The organism is Lacisediminihabitans sp. FW035 (assembly GCF_054880895.1).
In genome coordinates this window covers 123061-141512 of sequence record NZ_CM142187.1, presented here as the reverse complement: position 1 = coordinate 141512, position 18452 = coordinate 123061, and the positions used below count along the sequence as shown (strand labels likewise).

Annotated in this window: 17 protein-coding genes; 13 read left to right on the top strand and 4 right to left on the bottom strand. The window is 66.8% G+C overall.

The annotated features are described in order from the left end of the window. The first annotated feature begins 89 nt into the window (after positions 1 to 89). The 6 genes from ACVXZ4_RS00675 (at position 90) to ACVXZ4_RS00650 (ending at position 6441) form a co-directional block, all read left to right on the top strand. On the top strand, positions 90 to 2126 hold the full coding sequence (locus ACVXZ4_RS00675) for a bifunctional aldolase/short-chain dehydrogenase (RefSeq protein WP_461796336.1): 2037 nt from the start codon (positions 90 to 92) through the stop codon (positions 2124 to 2126). Positions 2127 to 2214: 88 nt separating this feature from the next. Next, positions 2215 to 3603 carry a rhamnulokinase gene (locus ACVXZ4_RS00670; protein WP_461796335.1) on the top strand — a complete coding sequence of 463 codons (1389 nt, stop codon included), beginning with the start codon at positions 2215 to 2217 and terminating at the stop codon, positions 3601 to 3603. A 55-nt stretch (positions 3604 to 3658) separates the two neighbouring features. Next, positions 3659 to 4342, top strand: coding sequence for a FadR/GntR family transcriptional regulator (locus ACVXZ4_RS00665; protein WP_461796334.1), 684 nt, complete (start codon positions 3659 to 3661; stop codon positions 4340 to 4342). A 123-nt stretch (positions 4343 to 4465) separates the two neighbouring features. Beyond that, positions 4466 to 5305: a fumarylacetoacetate hydrolase family protein gene (locus ACVXZ4_RS00660; protein WP_461796333.1), complete on the top strand. Its 840-nt coding sequence runs from the start codon at positions 4466 to 4468 to the stop codon at positions 5303 to 5305. A gap of 30 nt (positions 5306 to 5335) precedes the next feature. Beyond that, positions 5336 to 6100 carry an SDR family NAD(P)-dependent oxidoreductase gene (locus ACVXZ4_RS00655; protein WP_461796332.1) on the top strand — a complete coding sequence of 255 codons (765 nt, stop codon included), beginning with the start codon at positions 5336 to 5338 and terminating at the stop codon, positions 6098 to 6100. 35 nt (positions 6101 to 6135) lie between these two features. Beyond that, a complete protein-coding gene (locus ACVXZ4_RS00650) occupies positions 6136 to 6441 on the top strand; it encodes a hypothetical protein (RefSeq protein WP_461796331.1) in 306 nt (101 codons plus the stop codon). A gap of 122 nt (positions 6442 to 6563) precedes the next feature. Here ACVXZ4_RS00650 and ACVXZ4_RS00645 read toward each other — a convergent pair whose 3' ends face one another. Together ACVXZ4_RS00645 and ACVXZ4_RS00640 are read right to left on the bottom strand one after the other, a co-directional pair. After that, positions 6564 to 6887, bottom strand: coding sequence for an L-rhamnose mutarotase (locus ACVXZ4_RS00645; protein WP_461796330.1), 324 nt, complete (start codon positions 6885 to 6887; stop codon positions 6564 to 6566). Beyond that, positions 6884 to 7771: an amidohydrolase family protein gene (locus tag ACVXZ4_RS00640; RefSeq protein WP_461796329.1), complete on the bottom strand. Its 888-nt coding sequence runs from the start codon at positions 7769 to 7771 to the stop codon at positions 6884 to 6886. The genes ACVXZ4_RS00645 and ACVXZ4_RS00640 overlap by 4 nt, the downstream gene beginning before the upstream one ends. A gap of 80 nt (positions 7772 to 7851) precedes the next feature. On the opposite strand from ACVXZ4_RS00640, the gene ACVXZ4_RS00635 reads away from it, so the two are divergent. Then, a complete protein-coding gene (locus tag ACVXZ4_RS00635; protein ID WP_461796328.1) occupies positions 7852 to 8622 on the top strand; it encodes a FadR/GntR family transcriptional regulator in 771 nt (256 codons plus the stop codon). Here ACVXZ4_RS00635 and ACVXZ4_RS00630 read toward each other — a convergent pair. Together ACVXZ4_RS00630 and ACVXZ4_RS00625 are read right to left on the bottom strand one after the other, a co-directional pair. Next, on the bottom strand, positions 8577 to 9902 hold the full coding sequence (locus ACVXZ4_RS00630) for an L-fuconate dehydratase (protein ID WP_461796327.1): 1326 nt from the start codon (positions 9900 to 9902) through the stop codon (positions 8577 to 8579). The genes ACVXZ4_RS00635 and ACVXZ4_RS00630 overlap by 46 nt on opposite strands. Further along, positions 9899 to 10936 (bottom strand): aldo/keto reductase, encoded by a 1038-nt coding sequence (locus ACVXZ4_RS00625; RefSeq protein ID WP_461796326.1) that lies wholly within the window; start codon positions 10934 to 10936, stop codon positions 9899 to 9901. The genes ACVXZ4_RS00630 and ACVXZ4_RS00625 overlap by 4 nt, the downstream gene beginning before the upstream one ends. Positions 10937 to 11104: 168 nt before the next feature. On the opposite strand from ACVXZ4_RS00625, the gene ACVXZ4_RS00620 reads away from it, so the two are divergent. From ACVXZ4_RS00620 to ACVXZ4_RS00595, 6 genes are all read left to right on the top strand, one after another. Further along, a complete protein-coding gene (locus ACVXZ4_RS00620) occupies positions 11105 to 11812 on the top strand; it encodes a GntR family transcriptional regulator (RefSeq protein ID WP_461796325.1) in 708 nt (235 codons plus the stop codon). Next, positions 11809 to 12750, top strand: a complete 942-nt coding sequence (locus ACVXZ4_RS00615; protein WP_461796324.1) for an NAD(P)-dependent oxidoreductase — start codon at positions 11809 to 11811, stop codon at positions 12748 to 12750. The genes ACVXZ4_RS00620 and ACVXZ4_RS00615 overlap by 4 nt, the downstream gene beginning before the upstream one ends. After that, positions 12747 to 14090, top strand: coding sequence for an alpha-hydroxy acid oxidase (locus tag ACVXZ4_RS00610; protein WP_461796323.1), 1344 nt, complete (start codon positions 12747 to 12749; stop codon positions 14088 to 14090). The genes ACVXZ4_RS00615 and ACVXZ4_RS00610 overlap by 4 nt, the downstream gene beginning before the upstream one ends. 464 nt (positions 14091 to 14554) lie before the next feature. Continuing rightward, positions 14555 to 15628 carry an ABC transporter permease gene (locus ACVXZ4_RS00605; RefSeq protein ID WP_461796322.1) on the top strand — a complete coding sequence of 358 codons (1074 nt, stop codon included), beginning with the start codon at positions 14555 to 14557 and terminating at the stop codon, positions 15626 to 15628. Then, positions 15625 to 16659, top strand: a complete 1035-nt coding sequence (locus ACVXZ4_RS00600; RefSeq protein ID WP_461796321.1) for a carbohydrate ABC transporter permease — start codon at positions 15625 to 15627, stop codon at positions 16657 to 16659. Before ACVXZ4_RS00605 ends, ACVXZ4_RS00600 begins: the two co-directional genes overlap by 4 nt. An 80-nt stretch (positions 16660 to 16739) precedes the next feature. Beyond that, positions 16740 to 18401 carry a type 2 periplasmic-binding domain-containing protein gene (locus ACVXZ4_RS00595; protein WP_461796320.1) on the top strand — a complete coding sequence of 554 codons (1662 nt, stop codon included), beginning with the start codon at positions 16740 to 16742 and terminating at the stop codon, positions 18399 to 18401. Positions 18402 to 18452 lie beyond the last annotated feature (51 nt).

Below are 18452 nucleotides of genomic sequence, written 5' to 3'. Positions count from 1 at the left end.
CGAGGGCATCCGGCCTCCGTGACAGCGCGTATCCCCCGCCACCGCCGATTCACCGCAGACCAGTTCACCGCAGACCGAAGGATCACCACATGACCAACCCCGCTGCCGCCGAGCTCCTCGCCCGGAGCAATCGCCTCGGCTCCGACCCACGCGTCACGAACTACGCGGGTGGAAACACCTCCGCCAAGGGAACGGATGTCGACCCCGCGACCGGCGAGCCGGTCGAGCTGCTCTGGGTCAAGGGCTCCGGCGGCGACCTCGGCACTCTCACCGAGCCGGGCCTCGCAGTGCTGCGCCTCGACCGCCTGCGCGCGCTGAAGAACGTCTATCCGGGAGTCGATCGCGAAGACGAGATGGTCGCCGCCTTCGACTACACCCTGCACGGCAAGGGCGGCGCCGCGCCGTCGATCGACACCGCAATGCACGGACTGGTCGATGCCGCCCACGTCGATCACCTGCATCCGGACGCCGGCATCGCCTTCGCCACCGCCGCCGACGGCGAGGAGCTCACCGCGAAGGCCTTCGGCGAGAAGGTCGTGTGGGTGCCGTGGCGCCGGCCGGGCTGGCAGCTCGGGCTCGACATCGCCGCTATCAAGGACGCCAACCCGGCGGCCATCGGGTGCATCCTCGGCGGCCACGGCATCACCGCCTGGGGTGAGACCTCGGCTGAGGCCGAAGCGAACTCGCTGTGGATAATCGAGACAGCCGAGAGATTCATCCTCGAGAACGGGCGCGAGGAACCCTTCGGAACCGTCATGGAGGGTTACGCCGCACTGCCTTCTGACCAGCGTCTTTCCCGGGCCGCCGCGCTCGCCCCGACCCTGCGCGGGCTCGCCTCGACCGACCGCGCCCAGGTCGGCCACTTCACCGACGCGCAGGTGGTGCTCGACTTCCTCGCCTCTTCGGAGTCACCGCGCCTCGCCGCGCTCGGCACCAGTTGCCCGGACCACTTCCTGCGCACCAAGGTCAAGCCCATGCTGCTCGACCTTCCTCCCACCGCCTCCCTCGAAGACCAGCTCGCGCGACTGCACGAGCTTCACGAGGAGTACCGCGCCGACTACCAGGCGTACTACGACCGCAATGCAGTCGAGGGAAGCCCGGCGATCCGAGGCGCGGACCCGCTGGTCGTGCTCATCCCCGGCATCGGCATGTTCAGCTACGGCGCCAACAAGCAGACCGCCCGCGTCGCGAGCGAGTTCTACATCAACGCGATCAACGTGATGCGCGGCGCCGAAGCCCTCTCTACCTACGCACCGATCGACGAGGCGGAGAAGTTCCGCATCGAATACTGGGCGCTCGAAGAGGCCAAGCTGCAGCGGATGCCGAAGCCGAAGCCCCTCGCGACGCGCGTCGCGCTCGTCACCGGCGCGGCATCCGGGATCGGCAAGGCCATCGCTACCCGCCTCGCCGCCGAGGGAGCGTGCGTCGTGATCGCCGACCTCGACCTGGAGAAGGCACAGGGTGCCGCCGCCGAAATCGGAGACACCGACGTCGCGATCGGCGTGCAGGCCAACGTCACGGACGAGCTGCAGGTGCAGGCCGCGGTGGATGCTGCTGTCCTTGCGTTCGGCGGGCTCGACCTCGTCGTGAACAACGCCGGCCTCTCGCTCTCCAAGAGCCTTCTCGAGACCACCGTCGCCGACTGGGACCTGCAGCACAACGTGATGGCCAAAGGCTCCTTCCTCGTCTCCCGCGCCGCCGCGAAGGTTCTCATCGACCAGAAGCTCGGCGGGGACATCATCTACATCTCCTCAAAGAACTCGGTGTTCGCCGGGCCGAACAACATCGCCTACTCCGCCACAAAGGCCGACCAGGCGCACCAGGTGCGACTGCTCGCGGCGGAGCTCGGCGAGTACGGGGTGAAGGTGAACGGCATCAACCCCGACGGCGTCGTGCGGGGATCCGGCATCTTCGCCGGCGGCTGGGGCGCCAAGCGCGCCGCGGTCTACGGCGTCGACGAGCAGGACCTCGGCAAGTACTACGCCCAGCGCACGCTGCTGAAGCGCGAGGTGCTTCCCGAGAATGTGGCCAACGCCGTGTTCGTGCTCTGCACCAGCGACCTCAGCCACACCACCGGCCTGCACATCCCCGTCGACGCCGGCGTCGCTGCGGCATTCCTGCGATGACCGCTCTTCCGCCGCCGCGCCCGCGAGTGACACCCGCTGCCGAAAGGGCGGGCGCGCGTGTCACTCGCGGGCGCGAAGTGGTCCTGCGATGACGGAGGCCGTCGCTGCCGTCGATCTCGGTGCGACCAGCGGTCGTGTCATGCTCGGCTACGTCGGCCATAACGAGCTGAGCCTGCGGCCGATCGCGCGCTTTCCGAACGGCCCGGCCGCGACATCCGACGGGTTGCGCTGGAACGTCACCGAGCTGTACCGCAATGTGATCTCTGGGCTCGAGGCCGCGATCCGCGAAGAGGCCGACGTGCGAAGCATCGGCGTCGACTCCTGGGCGGTCGACTACGCGCTCCTCAGCGGAGACCGGATGCTCGCCGAACCGTTCCACTACCGCGACGAGCGCAACGTGCGGGCGGTCGCCGCGGTGCACGAACTCGTGTCGGACGCCGACCTGTACGGCGCCAACGGCCTGCAGCACCTGCCGTTCAACACCCTCTTCCAGCTCAGTGCCGATCGCCTGGCCGGCACGCTCGCCGAGGCGGACGGGATGCTGCTCATCCCCGACCTCCTCGGTTTCTGGCTCACCGGTGCCCGGGGCGCCGAGATCACCAATGCGTCGACGACCGGACTGCTCGGCGTCGCCACCCGCCGGTGGGACGACGCCCTTGTCGAGCGCCTCTCGCTGCCCCGAGGAATTCTGCCCGACCTCATCGAGCCCGGCACGACCCTCGGTGCCGCCCGGGGATTCACTGGAGTGCAGGTCACAACGGTCGGGTCGCACGACACCGCCTCCGCCGTCGTGGCCGTGCCCTCGACCCGCGACGATTTCGCCTACATCTCCTGCGGCACCTGGGGGCTCGTGGGGGTCGAGCTGGAGCATCCGGTGCTCACCGAGGCGAGCAGGCTCGCGAACTTCACCAACGAGGGCGGCGTGGATGGTCGCGTACGTTTCCTTCACAACGTGATGGGACTCTGGCTGCTCAGCGAGTCGGTGCGCAGTTGGGAGGCGGAAGGCGACTCGATCGATCTGCCGTCACTCATCGCCGCAGCATCCGCTGCGTCCGCCGAACCGTTCGATGCCGAAGACGCCCGGTTCCTCGGTCCTGGCGACATGCCGGGGCGGATCGCGAGCTGGTACACCGAGCGCGGCCTCCCCGCCCCGCGGAGTCGCGCCGAGTTCGTGCGGGCGATCATCGAGAGTCTCGCGCTCGCTTTCGCGCACGCCGTCGAGACCGCAAGCGCACTCTCCGGCCAGCCGGTCTCGCTGATTCATATCGTCGGCGGGGGATCGCAGAACGAGCTTCTCTGCCAGCTCACCGCAGATCGAAGCGGGCTCCCGGTGCTGGCCGGCCCCGTGGAGGCGACCGCGATCGGCAATGTGCTCGTGCAGGCGCGGGCACAGGGTCTCACCGCGGGTTCCCTCGAGGCGATGCGCGCGCTCGTGGCCTCGGCGTTCTCCCCGCGGCGCTACGACCCCGTCCGCTGACCTCCGCGCGCGCATCGGGAAGCGAGCCCTGCAACGCCGTCGTTAGGATCGTCGGATGGCAGTCACCGACGAGGCGATCCTGAAGATCAAGGACATGATCCTCAGCGGGGAGTTGCGCCCCGGCGACCGCCTCCCTCCCGAGAAGGAGCTGAGCGAGCACCTCGGGCTTTCCCGAAGTTCGCTGCGCGAGGCGATCAAGGCCCTCGAGGTGCTGCGCGTGCTGAGTGTGCGCCGCGGAGACGGCACCTTCGTCACGAGCCTCGAACCCCGGCTGTTGCTCGAGGCGATGACCTTCGTCGTCGACCTTCACGACAACGACTCCATCCTCGAGATGTTCGCCGTGCGGCGCATCCTCGAGCCGGCTGCCGCCGCGATAGCGGCCGCTCACCTCGGCGCGGAGGGCATCGCCGACCTTCGCGCCCAACTCGCCGCGGTGCACGAGCAGTCGGATGTCGAGACCCTCGTCGCTCACGACACCCGGTTCCACGCCACGATCGTCGACGCTGCCGGCAACTCCTATCTCTCGACCCTCATCGCGTCCCTCTCGGGCCAGACCACGCGCGCGCGAATCTGGCGCGGCATCACGCAGCAGAGCAGCGCGGCACGCACCCTCGCGGAACACACCGCGATCGTCGATGCGCTCGAAGCAGGCGACAGTCGACTCGCGGAGGTGCTCACCGCCGCCCACATCTATGGCGTCGAACAGTGGCTGCGACTGTGGAGCGCTCCCGTCGAGTGACCCGTGGCGCAAACATCCGATGTCTTGATGGATATTCGCGCGCAGAGCTGGATCTCGCCCCATAATGCACGATAGAGTTCGGATGTTCGCCCAGCCCGTATTGAACTTTCGAGAAGGTTGCCCATGAAATTCGCCCGCATCGGAGCGCTCGGCCAGGAACGCCCGGTCGTGCTCGTAGATCAGGCCACGTTTGACATCGGCGGCATCACGAGCGACATCACGGCGCAGTTCCTGGAATCGGATGGTGTCGATCGGGTGCGCGCTGCTCTCGCGGCCGGGGTCCTCCCGACTGTCGAGACCGCCGGCGAGCGCATCGGAGCCCCGATCGTGCGCCCGAGCGCCGTCGTCTGCATCGGCATGAACTACGCCGCCCATGCCGCGGAGAGCGGATCGGCTCCGCCCACCATCCCGATCATGTTCCTGAAGACACCCAACACGGTCGTCGGACCGGATGACGCAGTCGCGATTCCGCGGAAGAGCACCAAGACCGACTGGGAGGTCGAGCTCGGCGTCGTGATCTCGAAGCGGGCCTCTTACCTCGAATCGCCGGCCGACAGCATCGACCACATCGCCGGTTTCGTCGTGGCGAACGACCTCTCGGAGCGCGAGTTCCAGCTCGAACTTTCGGGCGGCCAGTGGTCGAAGGGCAAGTCGGCCCCGGGATTCAATCCCACCGGCCCGTGGCTCGTGACGCCCGACGAGGTCGACTACCGCAATCTGCGGCTGCGCAGCTGGGTCAACGGGGAGCCGCGCCAGGACTCTTCGACGGCGGACCTGATCTTCGACGTCGACTACATCATCTGGCACCTCAGCCAGTTCCTCACCCTGGAGCCCGGAGACCTCGTCCTTACCGGCACTCCCGAGGGGGTCGCGCTCTCGGGGCGTTTCCCCTACCTGCGCGCGGGAGACGTCTGCGAGATCGAGATCGACGGCCTCGGCCGCCAGCGCCAACTCTTCGTCTAGTCACCACCCCGATCCGAACCTGGAGCAGCCATGTCTGAAGCCTCTCGTCCTGAATTCAGTGAACTCGTCGCCGTCGTCACCGGGGGTGCCTCCGGAATCGGAGCCGCGATCGCCCGCCGACTGCATCAGGGCGGTGCACGGGTCGCCGTGCTCGACCTCCAACCGGAGGCCGCGGAAGACACCCACTTCGCGGTCGCGGCCAATGTGGCCGACGACGTCTCCGTACGGGCGGCGATCGCCGCGGTCGCGGAGAAGTTCGGTCGCATCGACATCGTGATCAACAACGCGGGGATCGGTGCGCAAGGCACCATCGCTGACAACGACGACGAGGAGTGGCTGCGTGTCTTCAACATCAACGTGGTCGGCATGGCCCGGGTGACCCGGGCCGCCCTCCCCTACCTTCGCGAGTCCCCGTCGGCCGCCATCGTGAACACGTCCTCCGTCGCGGCGACCGCCGGCCTGCCGCTGCGGGCGCTCTACAGCGCCTCGAAGGGCGCGGTGCTGTCGATGACGCGCGCGATGGCCGCGGACCACCTGCGCGAGGGCATCCGGGTCAACTGCGTGAACCCCGGAACCGCCGACACCCCCTGGGTCGCTCGCCTGCTGGACTCCGCCGAGGACCCGGCTGCGGAGCGCGCCGCCCTCAGCGCCCGCCAGCCGCACGGGCGCCTCGTCTCGGCGGATGAGGTGGCCGACGCGGTCGCCTACCTCGCGAGCCCTCGCTCCGGCTCCACCACCGGCACCTCGCTCGCGGTGGACGGCGGCATGCAGAACCTGCGATTGCGGCCGGAATAGCCTCCCCTCGACGGGTCGACACCTAGGCTGGCGGCATGAAGGCGACAGAACCTCCGGACGGTAGCCGCCGCTTCGAACTGACTCTTCGCCGGCCCTGGTTCGGATTGGTTCCCAAGCCGACGGTGGTGTTCGACGGCCGCGGCAATCCCGCACAATGGGGTACGGGCACTTGGATGGTGCCCACCGAGGGCACGACGGTGGTGGGGGTGTACCTCTTCAATCGGCTCTGGCGGTTCGGCGAGGCAGAGATCTCCCTCGACGGCAGGGGACCCTCTGCGGTCACCTACTCCGCACCGTGGCTTCCGTTCCTGCGTGGAAGCCTGCGGGTCACCGCGCCGTAGCCCAGGCCCGTCTTTCCCCGCGAGACGCCACTTTCTGTCCTGAAACCCGCCGGGAAGGACAGGTATCGGCATCTCGATGCACGCGAGATGGACTTCCGGTCGAAACCGCCCGCGCCGCGCAGTCAGTCCAGATGGAACAGCTCCGGGAGTTCCTTCCACCATTCGCCCGGAGCGCGGTCGTCGAGCGGCTCCTGCAATGGTTCGCAGAGCTCCCACCACCGCTGGGTCGCCGGGTCCGCGGCGATGGCCGCGGCATCCGCCTCGTAGTCGGTGCCGGTGTACTCGAGATAGGAGACCAGCAGGTCACCGTGCCGATAGATCGAGTAGTTGTGCATGTTGCTCGCGGTGAGGCGGGCGAGCACCTCGGGCCACACCGCGGAATGCAATCGCTCGTATTCCGCGACATTCTGCGGAGCGATTCCGATCACCGAGAGGATGCGTCTCACGGAAGCCCATCCGATCGTTCCTGCGCGGCAGCGAGCAATCCCGCGTCGAGGCGGTAGAACCGTTCGGCGGTCCCCCCGAGGATCGCGTCCCGTGCGGTCTCGTCGAGTTGGTCCAGGATCCGGCCGAGCCCGGCCCACACCCGTTCGTAGCCTCCGGCGAGCACGGAGATCGGCCAGTCTCCCCCGTACATCAGTCGATCAGGGCCGAAGGTCGCCAGGGCTCGCTCCACGAAGGGGCGCACCGAATCGACGGTCCAGTCGCCCGCAGCACCGACGCTCGAATACAGCCCGGATACCTTGGCGAAGACGAGGGGATTCTGCGCGGCCCGCTCGATGAGGGTCCACCACGGCTCGGGGTCCCCGGCTCCGATCGGCGGGGCGCCGAGGTGGTCGATCACGATGCGCAGCTGCGGGTGCCGCTCCGACAGGGTCGGCACGTGCTCGAGGTGCCGGGGAAGCACGCCGACGAAATCGAAGGTGACGCCGGCGTCTTCGAGCACCCCGAGGCCCTCGTCGACGTCCGCGCGAAGGATCCAATCAGGGTCGGGAAGATCGTGGATGAGGTTGCGCACCCCGACGACGCGGGCGTCGCGCCGAAGCTCGGCCAGCCGCTCGGCCGCGCGCTGCGGCCGGTCGAGGGGGACGAATGCCACGACGCCCACGATCTCCGGGGCGGTCTCGGCGAGCGCGAGCATCGCATCCGTGTCCTGGTCGTTGTCGGCCGACTGCACGAGAACCGTGGCGTCGATCCCCGCGGCGCGGAGTGACGGCCGCAGCTCCTCGAACGTCATCGTGCGGTCGATCGGAGCGTGGGAAGGCCCGAGCCAGCTGTACTCTGCCCGTTCCAGATCCCAGACGTGCTGGTGCGAATCGATGATGGTCATGACGACTGTTCCGTAGCAATCATCAGGTGAATTCGAGGGCACACGGCCGGGCGGGACACTGCCGGCCCTACAATTGCGGAATGTCCACGCCTCCGCCCGCCAGTCGCAAGTCCGAAGGTGCCGGCCCCTCGCAGACCGATGTCGTGATCCAGCGGATCAAGGCGATGATCACGGATGGGCGGCTCGGCGCCGGCTCCCGACTGCCGATCGAGAAGGATCTGGCGGCCGAGCTCGCCGTCTCCCGCGGGTCGCTGCGGGAAGGGGTGCGAGCGTTGGCGATCATGGGTGTTCTCGAGACCCGGCAGGGCGACGGCACCTATGTGACCTCCCTCAACCCCGACCTGCTGCTCGCTCCCATGGGTTTCATGGTGGACCTCCAAACGCCCGCCAACGGTGCCCATCTCCAGTCCGTTCGACGCGTGCTCGAGACCGAGGCTGCGGGAAGAGCTGCCCTGCGGATGACCGAGGAGGAGCTGCTCGCGGCGGCTGCAGTGCTCGACGCAGTCGAGCCGCATATCGCGGACTCCGCGGTCACCGACCACGAGGTCGTGATGGATGCCGACATCGCTTTTCATCGGATCATCTCGCGAGCGTCGGGCAACCCCGCCCTTGACGCTCTGATCGAGTCACTGGCGAGCCGCACCGTGCGCGCCCGCATGTGGCGGGCGATCAGCGAGCGCGGTGCCCTGCGAGACACGCAGCACGAACACCGGGCGATTCTGGCGGAGCTGGTCGCGCGAGATCCGGACCGTGCGCGCATCCGCATGTCGAACCATCTGCTCGGGGTCGAGGAGTTCATGGATGCTCACGCTATCGAGGGGACCGACTCCAGCGCGGCCGAGAGCCAGTAGCCTCCGGTCGGATAGGAGTACTCCTCCACGGTGGAGGCGTACATTTCGGCGCTGTACCCCGCGACCGTCGGCAACACGTACGCACCGTCGACCACCACGCACGGAGCGACGAAATGCTCGTGCAGATGATCGACGAACTCGGTGACCCGGCCCTCGAGACTGCCGGAGACCGCGACGTAGTCGAAGACCGAGAGGTGCTGCACCAGCTCGCAGAGCCCGACACCGCCGGCGTGCGGGCACACCGGCACGCCGAACTTCTTCGCCATGAGATAGACCGGGATGATCTCGTTGATGCTCGCGAGCCTCGCTGAGTCCAACTGGCAGTAGTCGATCGCCTCGGCCTGGAAGAGCTGCTTGAACAGCACGCGATTCATGCCATGTTCCCCGGTTGCCACGCCGATCGGTGCCACGGCGCGGCGGATGGCCGCGTGGCCGAGCACGTCGTCCGGGCTCGTGGGCTCCTCGATCCAGAGCGGCTTGAACGGAGCGAGGCGGGCCATCCAGTCGATCGCCACCGGCACATCCCAGACCTGGTTCGCGTCGATCATGAGGTTCGCGTCCCACCCGATCACCTCTCGGGCGATGCCAAGGCGGCGCACGTCGTCTTCGACGTCGGCCCCGACCTTGAGCTTGAAATGGTCATATCCCGCCTCGACGGCCTCGGTGAGAAGACGTCGCAGCTTCTCGTCGCTGTAGCCGAGCCAGCCGGCGCTCGTCGTGTAGCAGGGATACCCGGTGAACTCGAGTTCGTCGATGCGCGACTGCCGGGTCGGCTCGAGGTCGGTGAGCAGCGCGACCGCCTCCTCACGGGTGAGCGCGTCGGAGAGGTAGCTCAGGTCGGAGACATCCACGAGCTCGGTCGGTGTCATGTCGGTGAGGAGTTTCCACAGCGGCTTGCCAGCCACCCGGGCGGCGAGATCCCAGAGCGCATTCATCACCGCGGCGAGCGCGAGGTGCTCGACGCCCTTCTCCGGCCCGAGCCAGCGCAGCTGCGAGTCGCTGCCAAGTAGCCGGTAGATGCCACCGAGGTCGGCGACGGTCTGGTGGACATCGAGTCCGATGAGGGGAAGTCCGCGCTGGCGGGCAGCCTCGACGCACAGGTCGTTTCCCCGCCCGATCGTGAACGTGTAGCCGTACCCCGACAGTGCCGGGTCGTCGGTGTGGATGACGACGTAGGCGGCGGAGTAGTCGCCGTCTTTATTCATCGCGTCCGACCCGTCCATGCTCAGCGAGGTCGGGAAGCGCACATCGTGCGTCGTCACGGCGGTGATCGTGGTCATACTGGTCCTTCGGTAGAGGCACTGTGTGTGGAGACACTGTCTGCGAATGCACTGTCGAGCGCAAGGCCCGGCAGGATTCCCGCGGCCTGCAGGTCGGTGAAGAGCGCATCGGGAACCACGGCGGCGTACCGCTCGAGATTGCTCGACATCTGGGCACCGTTCCTCGCACCGATGACGACGGAGACCACAGCCGGATGTCTCCGGGCGAATGCGATCGCGGCCTCAGGCAGCGACACGTGGTGGGCTTCGCAGATCGCAGCAATGGCACGTGCCCGCGCGACCAGTTCGCCGGGGGCCGCAGAGTAGTCGAAGTGTGCGGCGGACGACGGGTGAGGAGAACTGAGCAGTCCGGAGTTGTAGACCCCCGCCGCCACAACTCCGACACCGCGCTCGAGGGCGAGAGGCAGCAGCCCGGTGAGAGCCGACTGGTCCAGGAGGGTGAACCGACCGGCGATCATCACCACGTCGATATCGGCCCGTTCGATCAGCGTGACGCCGGTACTCGCGAAGTTCGTTCCCACACCGACCGCGCCGACGACCCCGGCTTCCCGCAGCTCGATGAGGGTGGCGATTCCCGTCGAAGACGCCTCAGCCAGGTGATCTTCGGGGTCGTGGAGATACAACACGTCGAGCCGGTCGAGACCGGTGCGCTCGAGACTGGCGTCGACCGACCTCAGGATGCCGTCACGGCTGAAGTCCCACTGCCGGCGGGTGACCGCCGGCACGAGGAATCCCTCGGTGTCCGAGAGGTGGGATGTCTCGGGGCTCGGCACGAGCAGGCGGCCGACCTTCGACGACACGATCACCTCGTGCCGCGGCAGTGGGGCGAGCAGCTTTCCGAGGCGGCGCTCTGCAAGGCCCAGGCCGTAGTGCGGTGCGGTGTCGAAGTAGCGCACCCCGCCGGCGAAGGCGGTCTGCACGGCGTCCCGAGCATCCTCATCGGTCGTCTCCCGGAAGAGATTGCCGAACTGCGCGACCCCGAGCCCCAGCCCGCGGGGTACGGCAGTGCGTGGTGTCGGAGTGGGGCGCATCATCATCCTCTGGTTCGTTCTCCCCCGATGATACGGCAAACATCAGATGTATTGGGAGGTTCCTGCGACTTTCCCCCGCATTTGTTGCACGGCTGATGCAATTGATTAGCTCTATCGCGCGCGCGGGTGCCCTTGCGCCTCGCTGATAGCGTCTCGTACACTTGTCTGACAATGTCGTCCCCATTTGCCCGCTCCCCCCGGAGCCCCGCCCTCAAGACCACCTCGCTGCCCGAAGCGGTGTACGACGCGCTTCGCGAGAGCATCGTCACCATGGACGACCGCCCGGGAGCGCTGCTCACCGAGACTGCGGTGGCGGATCGCTACCGCGTCGCCCGACCCACGGCGAAAGCCGCTCTCGAGCGGCTCGTGAGCGAGGGCCTGCTGTCGAGGCGGGCGCACCACGCCGCGCAGGTCCCGCGACTGAGCCGCGACGACATCCAGGATCTCTACTCCAACCGGGCCATTCTCGAAGAGGCCGCCTTGCACAACCTGGCCGCCGACGCCGTGGTTCCCGTCGCCGCCCTCTCCGTGCACCGTGAACTGCTTGAACACGCGCGCACCGATGACCGGGCAGCCCTCGCCCGCACAGACCTCGACTTCCACCGGCAGCTCGTACTCGCCCAGCACAGCCCACGACTCGCGAAGATGCACGGCCTGCTGATGGGTGAGATCGAGCTCTGCATCGGGCAGGTTCAGTCACATCGGCTGATCCGCCCGTCGGATGTCGCGCACCAGCACCAGGGAATCCTCGATGCCGTCGCGGCCGGGGACGCCGCCCTCGCGGGCCGGCTCACCCGCGAGCACATCGAGGGCGCCCGCGACCGACTCCTGCAGAAGTACGACACCGTCCTCGACGACGACAGCGATGCCCCGGAATGACCATCACCGTGGCCGTGCCTGACGCGGCGATGCGCGACCGACTCCTGCGTGATGATCCGGGGGTCGGCGACGATGTCGTGCTCGAGGTCTGGACGACGGATGACCCGCCCCTTGGTCATCCCGTCGACCTGGTGGTGCTGCCGTATTCGGTATCGGCGGCAGCGCTGCCGAAACTCGCGGACTCCCCGGTGTCGGTGATCCAGAGCCAGGCGCTCGGGTACGACGCCGTCGACCGGGCGCTGCCCCCCGGGCTTGTCTACTGCAACGCCGTCGGTGTGCACGAGGGGCCCACAGCCGAACTCGCCGTTGCCCTGATCCTCGAGAGCCAGCGCGGCCTCGATGTCGTGGCGCGCGCGCAACCCTCCGGCAGCTGGGAACGCGGCTGGTACCCCGGCCTCCTCGGTCGCTCGGTGCTCATCGTCGGCGTCGGGGGTGTCGGCGAGGCCGTCGCCGCTCGACTCGAGCCCTTCGGTGTCACGATCAGCCGGGTGGCGCGCACCGCCCGCGAAGACGTGCGGGGCAGCATCCATGCCCTGGCCGATCTTCCGCGGCTGCTCGGCGAGGTCGACATCGTCGTGCTCGGCATCCCCCTCACCCCGGAGACCACCGGCATGGTCGACGCGGACTTCCTCGGCCGGATGAAGACTGGCGCGCTGCTCGTGAATGTCTCGCGCGGCGCGATCGTAGACACTGGGGCGCTGACCGCGAGTGTGGCGAGCGGTGCCGTCCGAGCGGCCCTCGATGTCGTGGACCCCGAGCCACTGCCCTCCAACCATCCTCTCTGGACCCTCCCCGGCGTGATCATCACCCCTCACCTCGGTGGGCAGGTCGCGAGCATGGCCTCCCGCATCGACCCGCAGGTGCGCCGCCAGATCTCCCGGCTGCGCAGCGGCCTTCCTCCCCTCAATATCGTCGTCGACACAAGGACTGTCCTATGAAACTGCAACGCCACATCCCGAAGGTGCGCGACCTCGCGCCGCTCATGCACTTCGCCACCCCGGAGCTCAACGCGAAGAAGCGCCGGCTGGAGAAGGCGCTTACCATCTACGACCTGCGCGCCATCGCGCAGAAGCGCACGCCCAAGGCCGCCTTCGACTACACCGAGGGAGCCGCCGAGGCGGAGATCTCGCTCGCGCGAGCGCGGCAGGCTTTCGAGGACATCCAGTTCAATCCGTCGATCCTGCGTGATGTCTCGGTGGTCGACACCTCGTCGACCGTGCTCGGCGGCCCGACCGCGCTGCCGTTCGGCATCGCCCCGACCGGCTTCACCCGCATGATGCAGAGCGAGGGCGAGATCGCCGGAGCCGGTGCGGCCGCCGCCGCGGGCATCCCCTTCTCGCTGTCCACCATGGGGACCAGCGCCATCGAAGACGTGAAGGCCGCGAACCCGGATGGCCGCAACTGGTTCCAGCTCTACATGTGGAAGGATCGCGACCGCTCGATGGCGCTCGTCGACCGTGCCGCGAAGGCCGGGTTCGACACCCTGCTGGTGACCGTGGACGTGCCGGTCGCCGGAGCTCGCCTCAGAGACAAGCGCAACGGTTTCTCCATCCCACCGCAGCTCACCCTCGGCACCGTGATCAACGCGCTTCCCCGGCCGGAATGGTGGATCAACTTCCTCACCACCGAGCCGCTGGCCTTCGCCTCCCTCGATCGCTGGTCCGGCACCGTCGGAGAGCTGCTCGACACCATGTTCGACCCGACGGTCACCTTCGACGATCTCGCCTGGATCAAGGACCAGTGGCCGGGAAAGGTCGTGGTCAAGGGAGTGCAGAACCTCGACGACGCGAAGCGACTCGCCACCATGGGGGTCGACGGCATCATCCTGTCGAACCACGGCGGCCGGCAGCTCGACCGCGCGCCGATCCCCTTCCACCTGCTTCCGGATGTCGCCCGCGAGGTCGGCTCGGATCTCGAGGTCCACCTCGACACGGGAATCATGTCGGGCGCCGACATCGTCGCCGCGATCGCCCTCGGCGCGGACTTCACCCTCGTGGGTCGCGCCTATCTCTACGGCCTGATGGCCGGGGGGCGTGAGGGGGTCGATCGCATGATCGAGATCCTCGGTGAGCAGATCACCCGCACGATGCGCCTGCTGGGGGTCACCTCCCTCGCCGAGTTGACGCCCGCCCACGTCACCCAGCTCGAGCGTCTCGCGCCGCGAGCGCTCAGCGTCCCCGCGGCAACCGCTCCGCGGCCTGTCGCGAAGTCCCCGACTACCAAGCCCCGCACCGCGCCCCCGAAGGCCGGCCCGCGCAAGTCGCCGATCGCCGGCTGAGCGGATCTTCTTCGCGCGACTCCGCCATCCGGGCGGTCCGCGCCCGCCATCCGTGCAGTCTGCGCCCGCCATCCCGGCAGTCCGCGCCCGCCATCCGGGCGGTCCGCGCCCGCGAGTGACACCTGCGCCCGAAAGGGCGGGCACACGTGTCACTCGGCGGCGCCCACGCGCTGGACTCGCATCGACGTAGGATTGTCGCGCCGACTGAAGCGCTCCAACGCGCTGCTGCCCGAGCGGCTGGTTTGGCGGCCCCCTGCGCGTGCCGTCGTTTTGATCTGATCTATCTTTCCCCCGCCGGAAAGCGTTGACTGAATACCCGCGTCATTTCCTCATTTCGAGCGGAAATGGGGCTCCACATCCACTAAGTTGCAGTGCTCTCTCCAAATTGATCTGATCAATGTGCCCCCAAACCCTTGTGCCCATCGCAGGGGTGTGTTTGAGTAGCTGGGTACCGAGTGGCTGGAATGGAGAACAAAGATGTCTCGCTCAATGATGAGTTTGCGCAGCATCCACCCCTCCCCGAGCCCGTGCGCCCCCCGGCCGGGCGGTCCCACGCCATGACCACCACCGTGCGGGCGCCGCGCTCCACCGCGCCGGAGACCGTGAACCTTCCCCGTCGCCGCCCGGGTCTGCGACGGCTGCGCAAGAGCCTCCGATTGCACTGGCAGCTGTACCTGCTGATCGCCGTGCCGCTGGCCTACTTCGTCATCTTCAAGTACATCCCGATGGCGAATGCCGTCATCGCGTTCAAAAGTTACAACGTAGTACAGGGCATCTGGGGAAGCACCTGGGTCGGCACCGAGAACTTCGTGGCGTTCTTCACCAACCCGGTGTTCGGAACGCTGCTGCAGAACACGCTGTCGTTGTCCTTGTACACGGTGATCGCGAGCTTCCCGATCCCGATCATCCTGGCCCTCGCCCTCAACGAGGTGCGCTTGCGAGTCTTCAAGAAGACCGTGCAGATGGTGACCTTCGCGCCGTACTTCATCTCGAGCGTCGTCGTCGTGTCGATGACGATCCTCATCCTCGGACCGCGGGTCGGCATCGTCAACCAGATCTTCGGCCTGTTCGGCGGTCGACCGGTCGACTTCCTCGGCAACCCCGACAACTTCCGGCATATCTTCGTGTGGACGGATGTCTGGCAGTCGGCCGGATTCTGGACCATCATCTACCTCTCGGCGTTGTCGGCGATCGACGTGAGCCTGTACGAGGCGGCGAAGGTGGACGGCGCCTCGCGGTTGCAGAAGATCATCCACGTCGACATCCCGGGCATCATGCCGACGGCGGCGATCATCCTGATCTTGTCCGCCGGCAACATCATGACCCTCGGGTGGGAGAAGGCCTTCCTGCTGCAGAATCCGCTCAATCTCCAGAATTCGGAGATCATCAACACCTACGTCTACAAGATCGGCCTGCTCAACGCCGACTTCAGCCAGGCGGCGGCCGTCGGCCTCTTCAACGCCGGCATCAACCTCGTGCTGCTGCTCACCGTCAACTGGGTGGCAAAACGGCTGACCGGATCGGGGCTGTGGTCATGACGAGCTCGACAGACCAGCGCGACGTGGGCACGGGATTCGACCAGCCGGATGAGAGTGGCGCCACCACGGCGGCCTCCTCGAAGCGCGCAGCCGGGGCGCTCAAAGCCCTCCGGAACGACACCACGTTCCGACCGCAGAAGTTCCGCCCGCAGAAGATCAAAGAGACGCTGCGCGACCGGATCTTCCTGATCGGGATCTACGTACTGCTCACGGTCTTCCTGCTCATCGTGCTGCTTCCGCTGATGTACATCCTCGCGAGCTCGTTCAGCAGTCCGGCGGCGGTCTCCTCCGGCCGAGTCGGCCTCTGGCCGGTCGACTTCACCCTTCGCGGCTACCAGGTCGCCCTCGGAGACAGCTCGATCGTGCGCGGGTTCCTCAACTCGCTGCTCTACACCGTGCTCGGCACCTTCATCAGTGTCGTCCTGACGATCGCGATCGCGTTCCCGCTGTCCCGCAAGGAACTGGTCGGACGAAACCTGATCACCACGATCGTGCTGTTCACCACGATCCTCGTCGCCGGCATCATCCCCACCTACCTCGTCGTTCAGTCCCTCGGGATGCTCAACACGATCTGGGCGCTGATCATCCCCAACGCCATCGGAGTGTGGCAGGTGATCATCGCGCGCACCTACTTCCGCAGCGCGATCCCCGAGGAGCTCTACGAGGCCGCCCAGCTCGACGGCAGCAGCGACCTGCGCTTCCTCTGGTCGGTGGTCATCCCGCTGGCAAAGCCCGTCATCGCAGTGATCGCACTGATGTACGCCATCCAGAACTGGAATTCCTACTTCGACGCACTGCTCTACCTGAAGGACACCGATCTGCAGCCGCTGCAGCTCGTGCTTCGCAACATCGTCATCCTCAATTCGGCGAGCGGGATCGTGGATGCCTCGGCCCAGCTCGCCCGGCAGCAACTCGCCGACCTGCTCAAGTACTCCACCATCGTGGTCACCACGGTGCCGATTCTCCTCATGTACCCATTCGTCGCCCGCTATTTCACCAAGGGCATCATGGTCGGCGCCGTCAAGGGGTAGTCCGCAACACCGAAATCGGCATATCCGTGCCACCCAACGAGGGCGATCGCGCCCGAAAACACCAAGAAAGAGAGTCAACGATGACGTTCATTCGACCGCGACGCGCGCGCTACCTGGCTATCGCCGGGCTCTGCGCGGCCGCGCTAACCCTCAGCGCCTGCGCGCCGGGAAGCTCGAAGTCGGATGGAGAGACCCTCTCCATCTTCACCGCCAGTAATCCCCAGTCGAACCCCGACATGAAGACGAACGACTTCACCAAGACCATGGCCAAGAAGTTCAACGTCAAGTTCTCGTTCGAGACGACCGGCATCGAAGCCGGGCCCGCCCGGGAGAAGCGCCAGCTCGCGCTCGGCAGTGGCGACTATCCCGATCTCTTCATGCTCGTGCCCTACGTGGACAAGTTCAGCCAAGCCGAACTGCTGAAGCTCTCGAAGCAGGGGGTGGTGGTGCCACTTCAGGACCTCATCAAGAAGTACGCCCCGAACGTCACGAAGGCCTTCGCCGAGAACCCCGAGTTCAAGAACATGGCAACAGCCCCCGACGGCAAGATCTACGGCATGCCGCAGTGGAGCGACTGCTTCCACTGCTCCTACCAGGACAAGCTCTGGATGAACTCCGCCTGGCTGAAGAAGCTCGGGCTCAGCCAGCCGAAGACAACGGAAGACCTGCGCAAGGTGCTCACCGCGTTCAAGAACGATGACCCGAACGGCAACGGTAAGGCCGACGAGATCCCGATGACTGCCGATGTGCGCGACAACCTCGTGCCCTACCTGATGAACGCGTTCATCTACGACCCGCAGGGCACCGGTTCGACGAATGCGTCGACGCTGGTGCTCAACAAGGGCAAGGTCGACCTTCAGGCGAACAAAAACGGATGGCGCGACGGCCTCAAGTACATTCACTCGCTCTACAAGGACGGCCTCATCGACCCGGCCGCCTTCACCCAGGATGCGGATGCACTGAAGACCCAGGGGGACAACGCCGCAGCCGCCACGATCGGATCAGCTGCGGTGCTTCATCCGGCCATCTTCGTGACCCTGGATGATTCGCTTCCCCGTGCGAAGGAATACGACGCGGTGCCGCCGCTCACCGGACCGGACGGGGCGAATTTCACGGGATACACGTTCCCCTCCTCGGCCGGCTCCACGTTCGTGCTGACGAACAAGGCGACCCCGCAGGAGCAGATCACCGCCGTGAAGATGCTGAACTACTTCTTCACCCCGGAGGCCCAGCTCGTCGGTGGCTACGGCAAGGAGGGCGTTGCCTGGAAGAAGGCCGCCGCCGGAGACGTCGCCCTCGACGCCAAGGCCAAACCGGTCTGGGTGAACATCCAGCCGAAGATCGGCGAGAAGCGCAACTCCGGCTGGGGCGGCCTCGTGTCGTTCAACAACACCGCCGCGTTCCGCAATTCGGAGGTCGTCGGAAGCGACCCGTACAGCGTGGCCGGCTACGAACGTCGACTCTTCGACGCCACCAAGCTGTATGAGGGCCACGAGGACAAGGCCCAGATCTACCCCTACTGGTCGGTATGGCTCACCGAGGACCAGGGCAGCGAGGTCGCGACCCTGCAGACCAACATCGAGAGCTACATCAGCCAGAACAACATCCAGTTCATCACCGGGTCGAAGAACATCGACACGGACTGGGACGCCTACGTCAAGGGGCTGAAGGATCTCGGGCTCGACAAGTACCTGAAGATCCAGCAGACCGCATACGACAAGTCCGAGGCATCCAGCAAATAGCGTCACTGGCGAGGCGACTGGTGGCCGTGGTGCGCGGCCGCCAGTCGCATT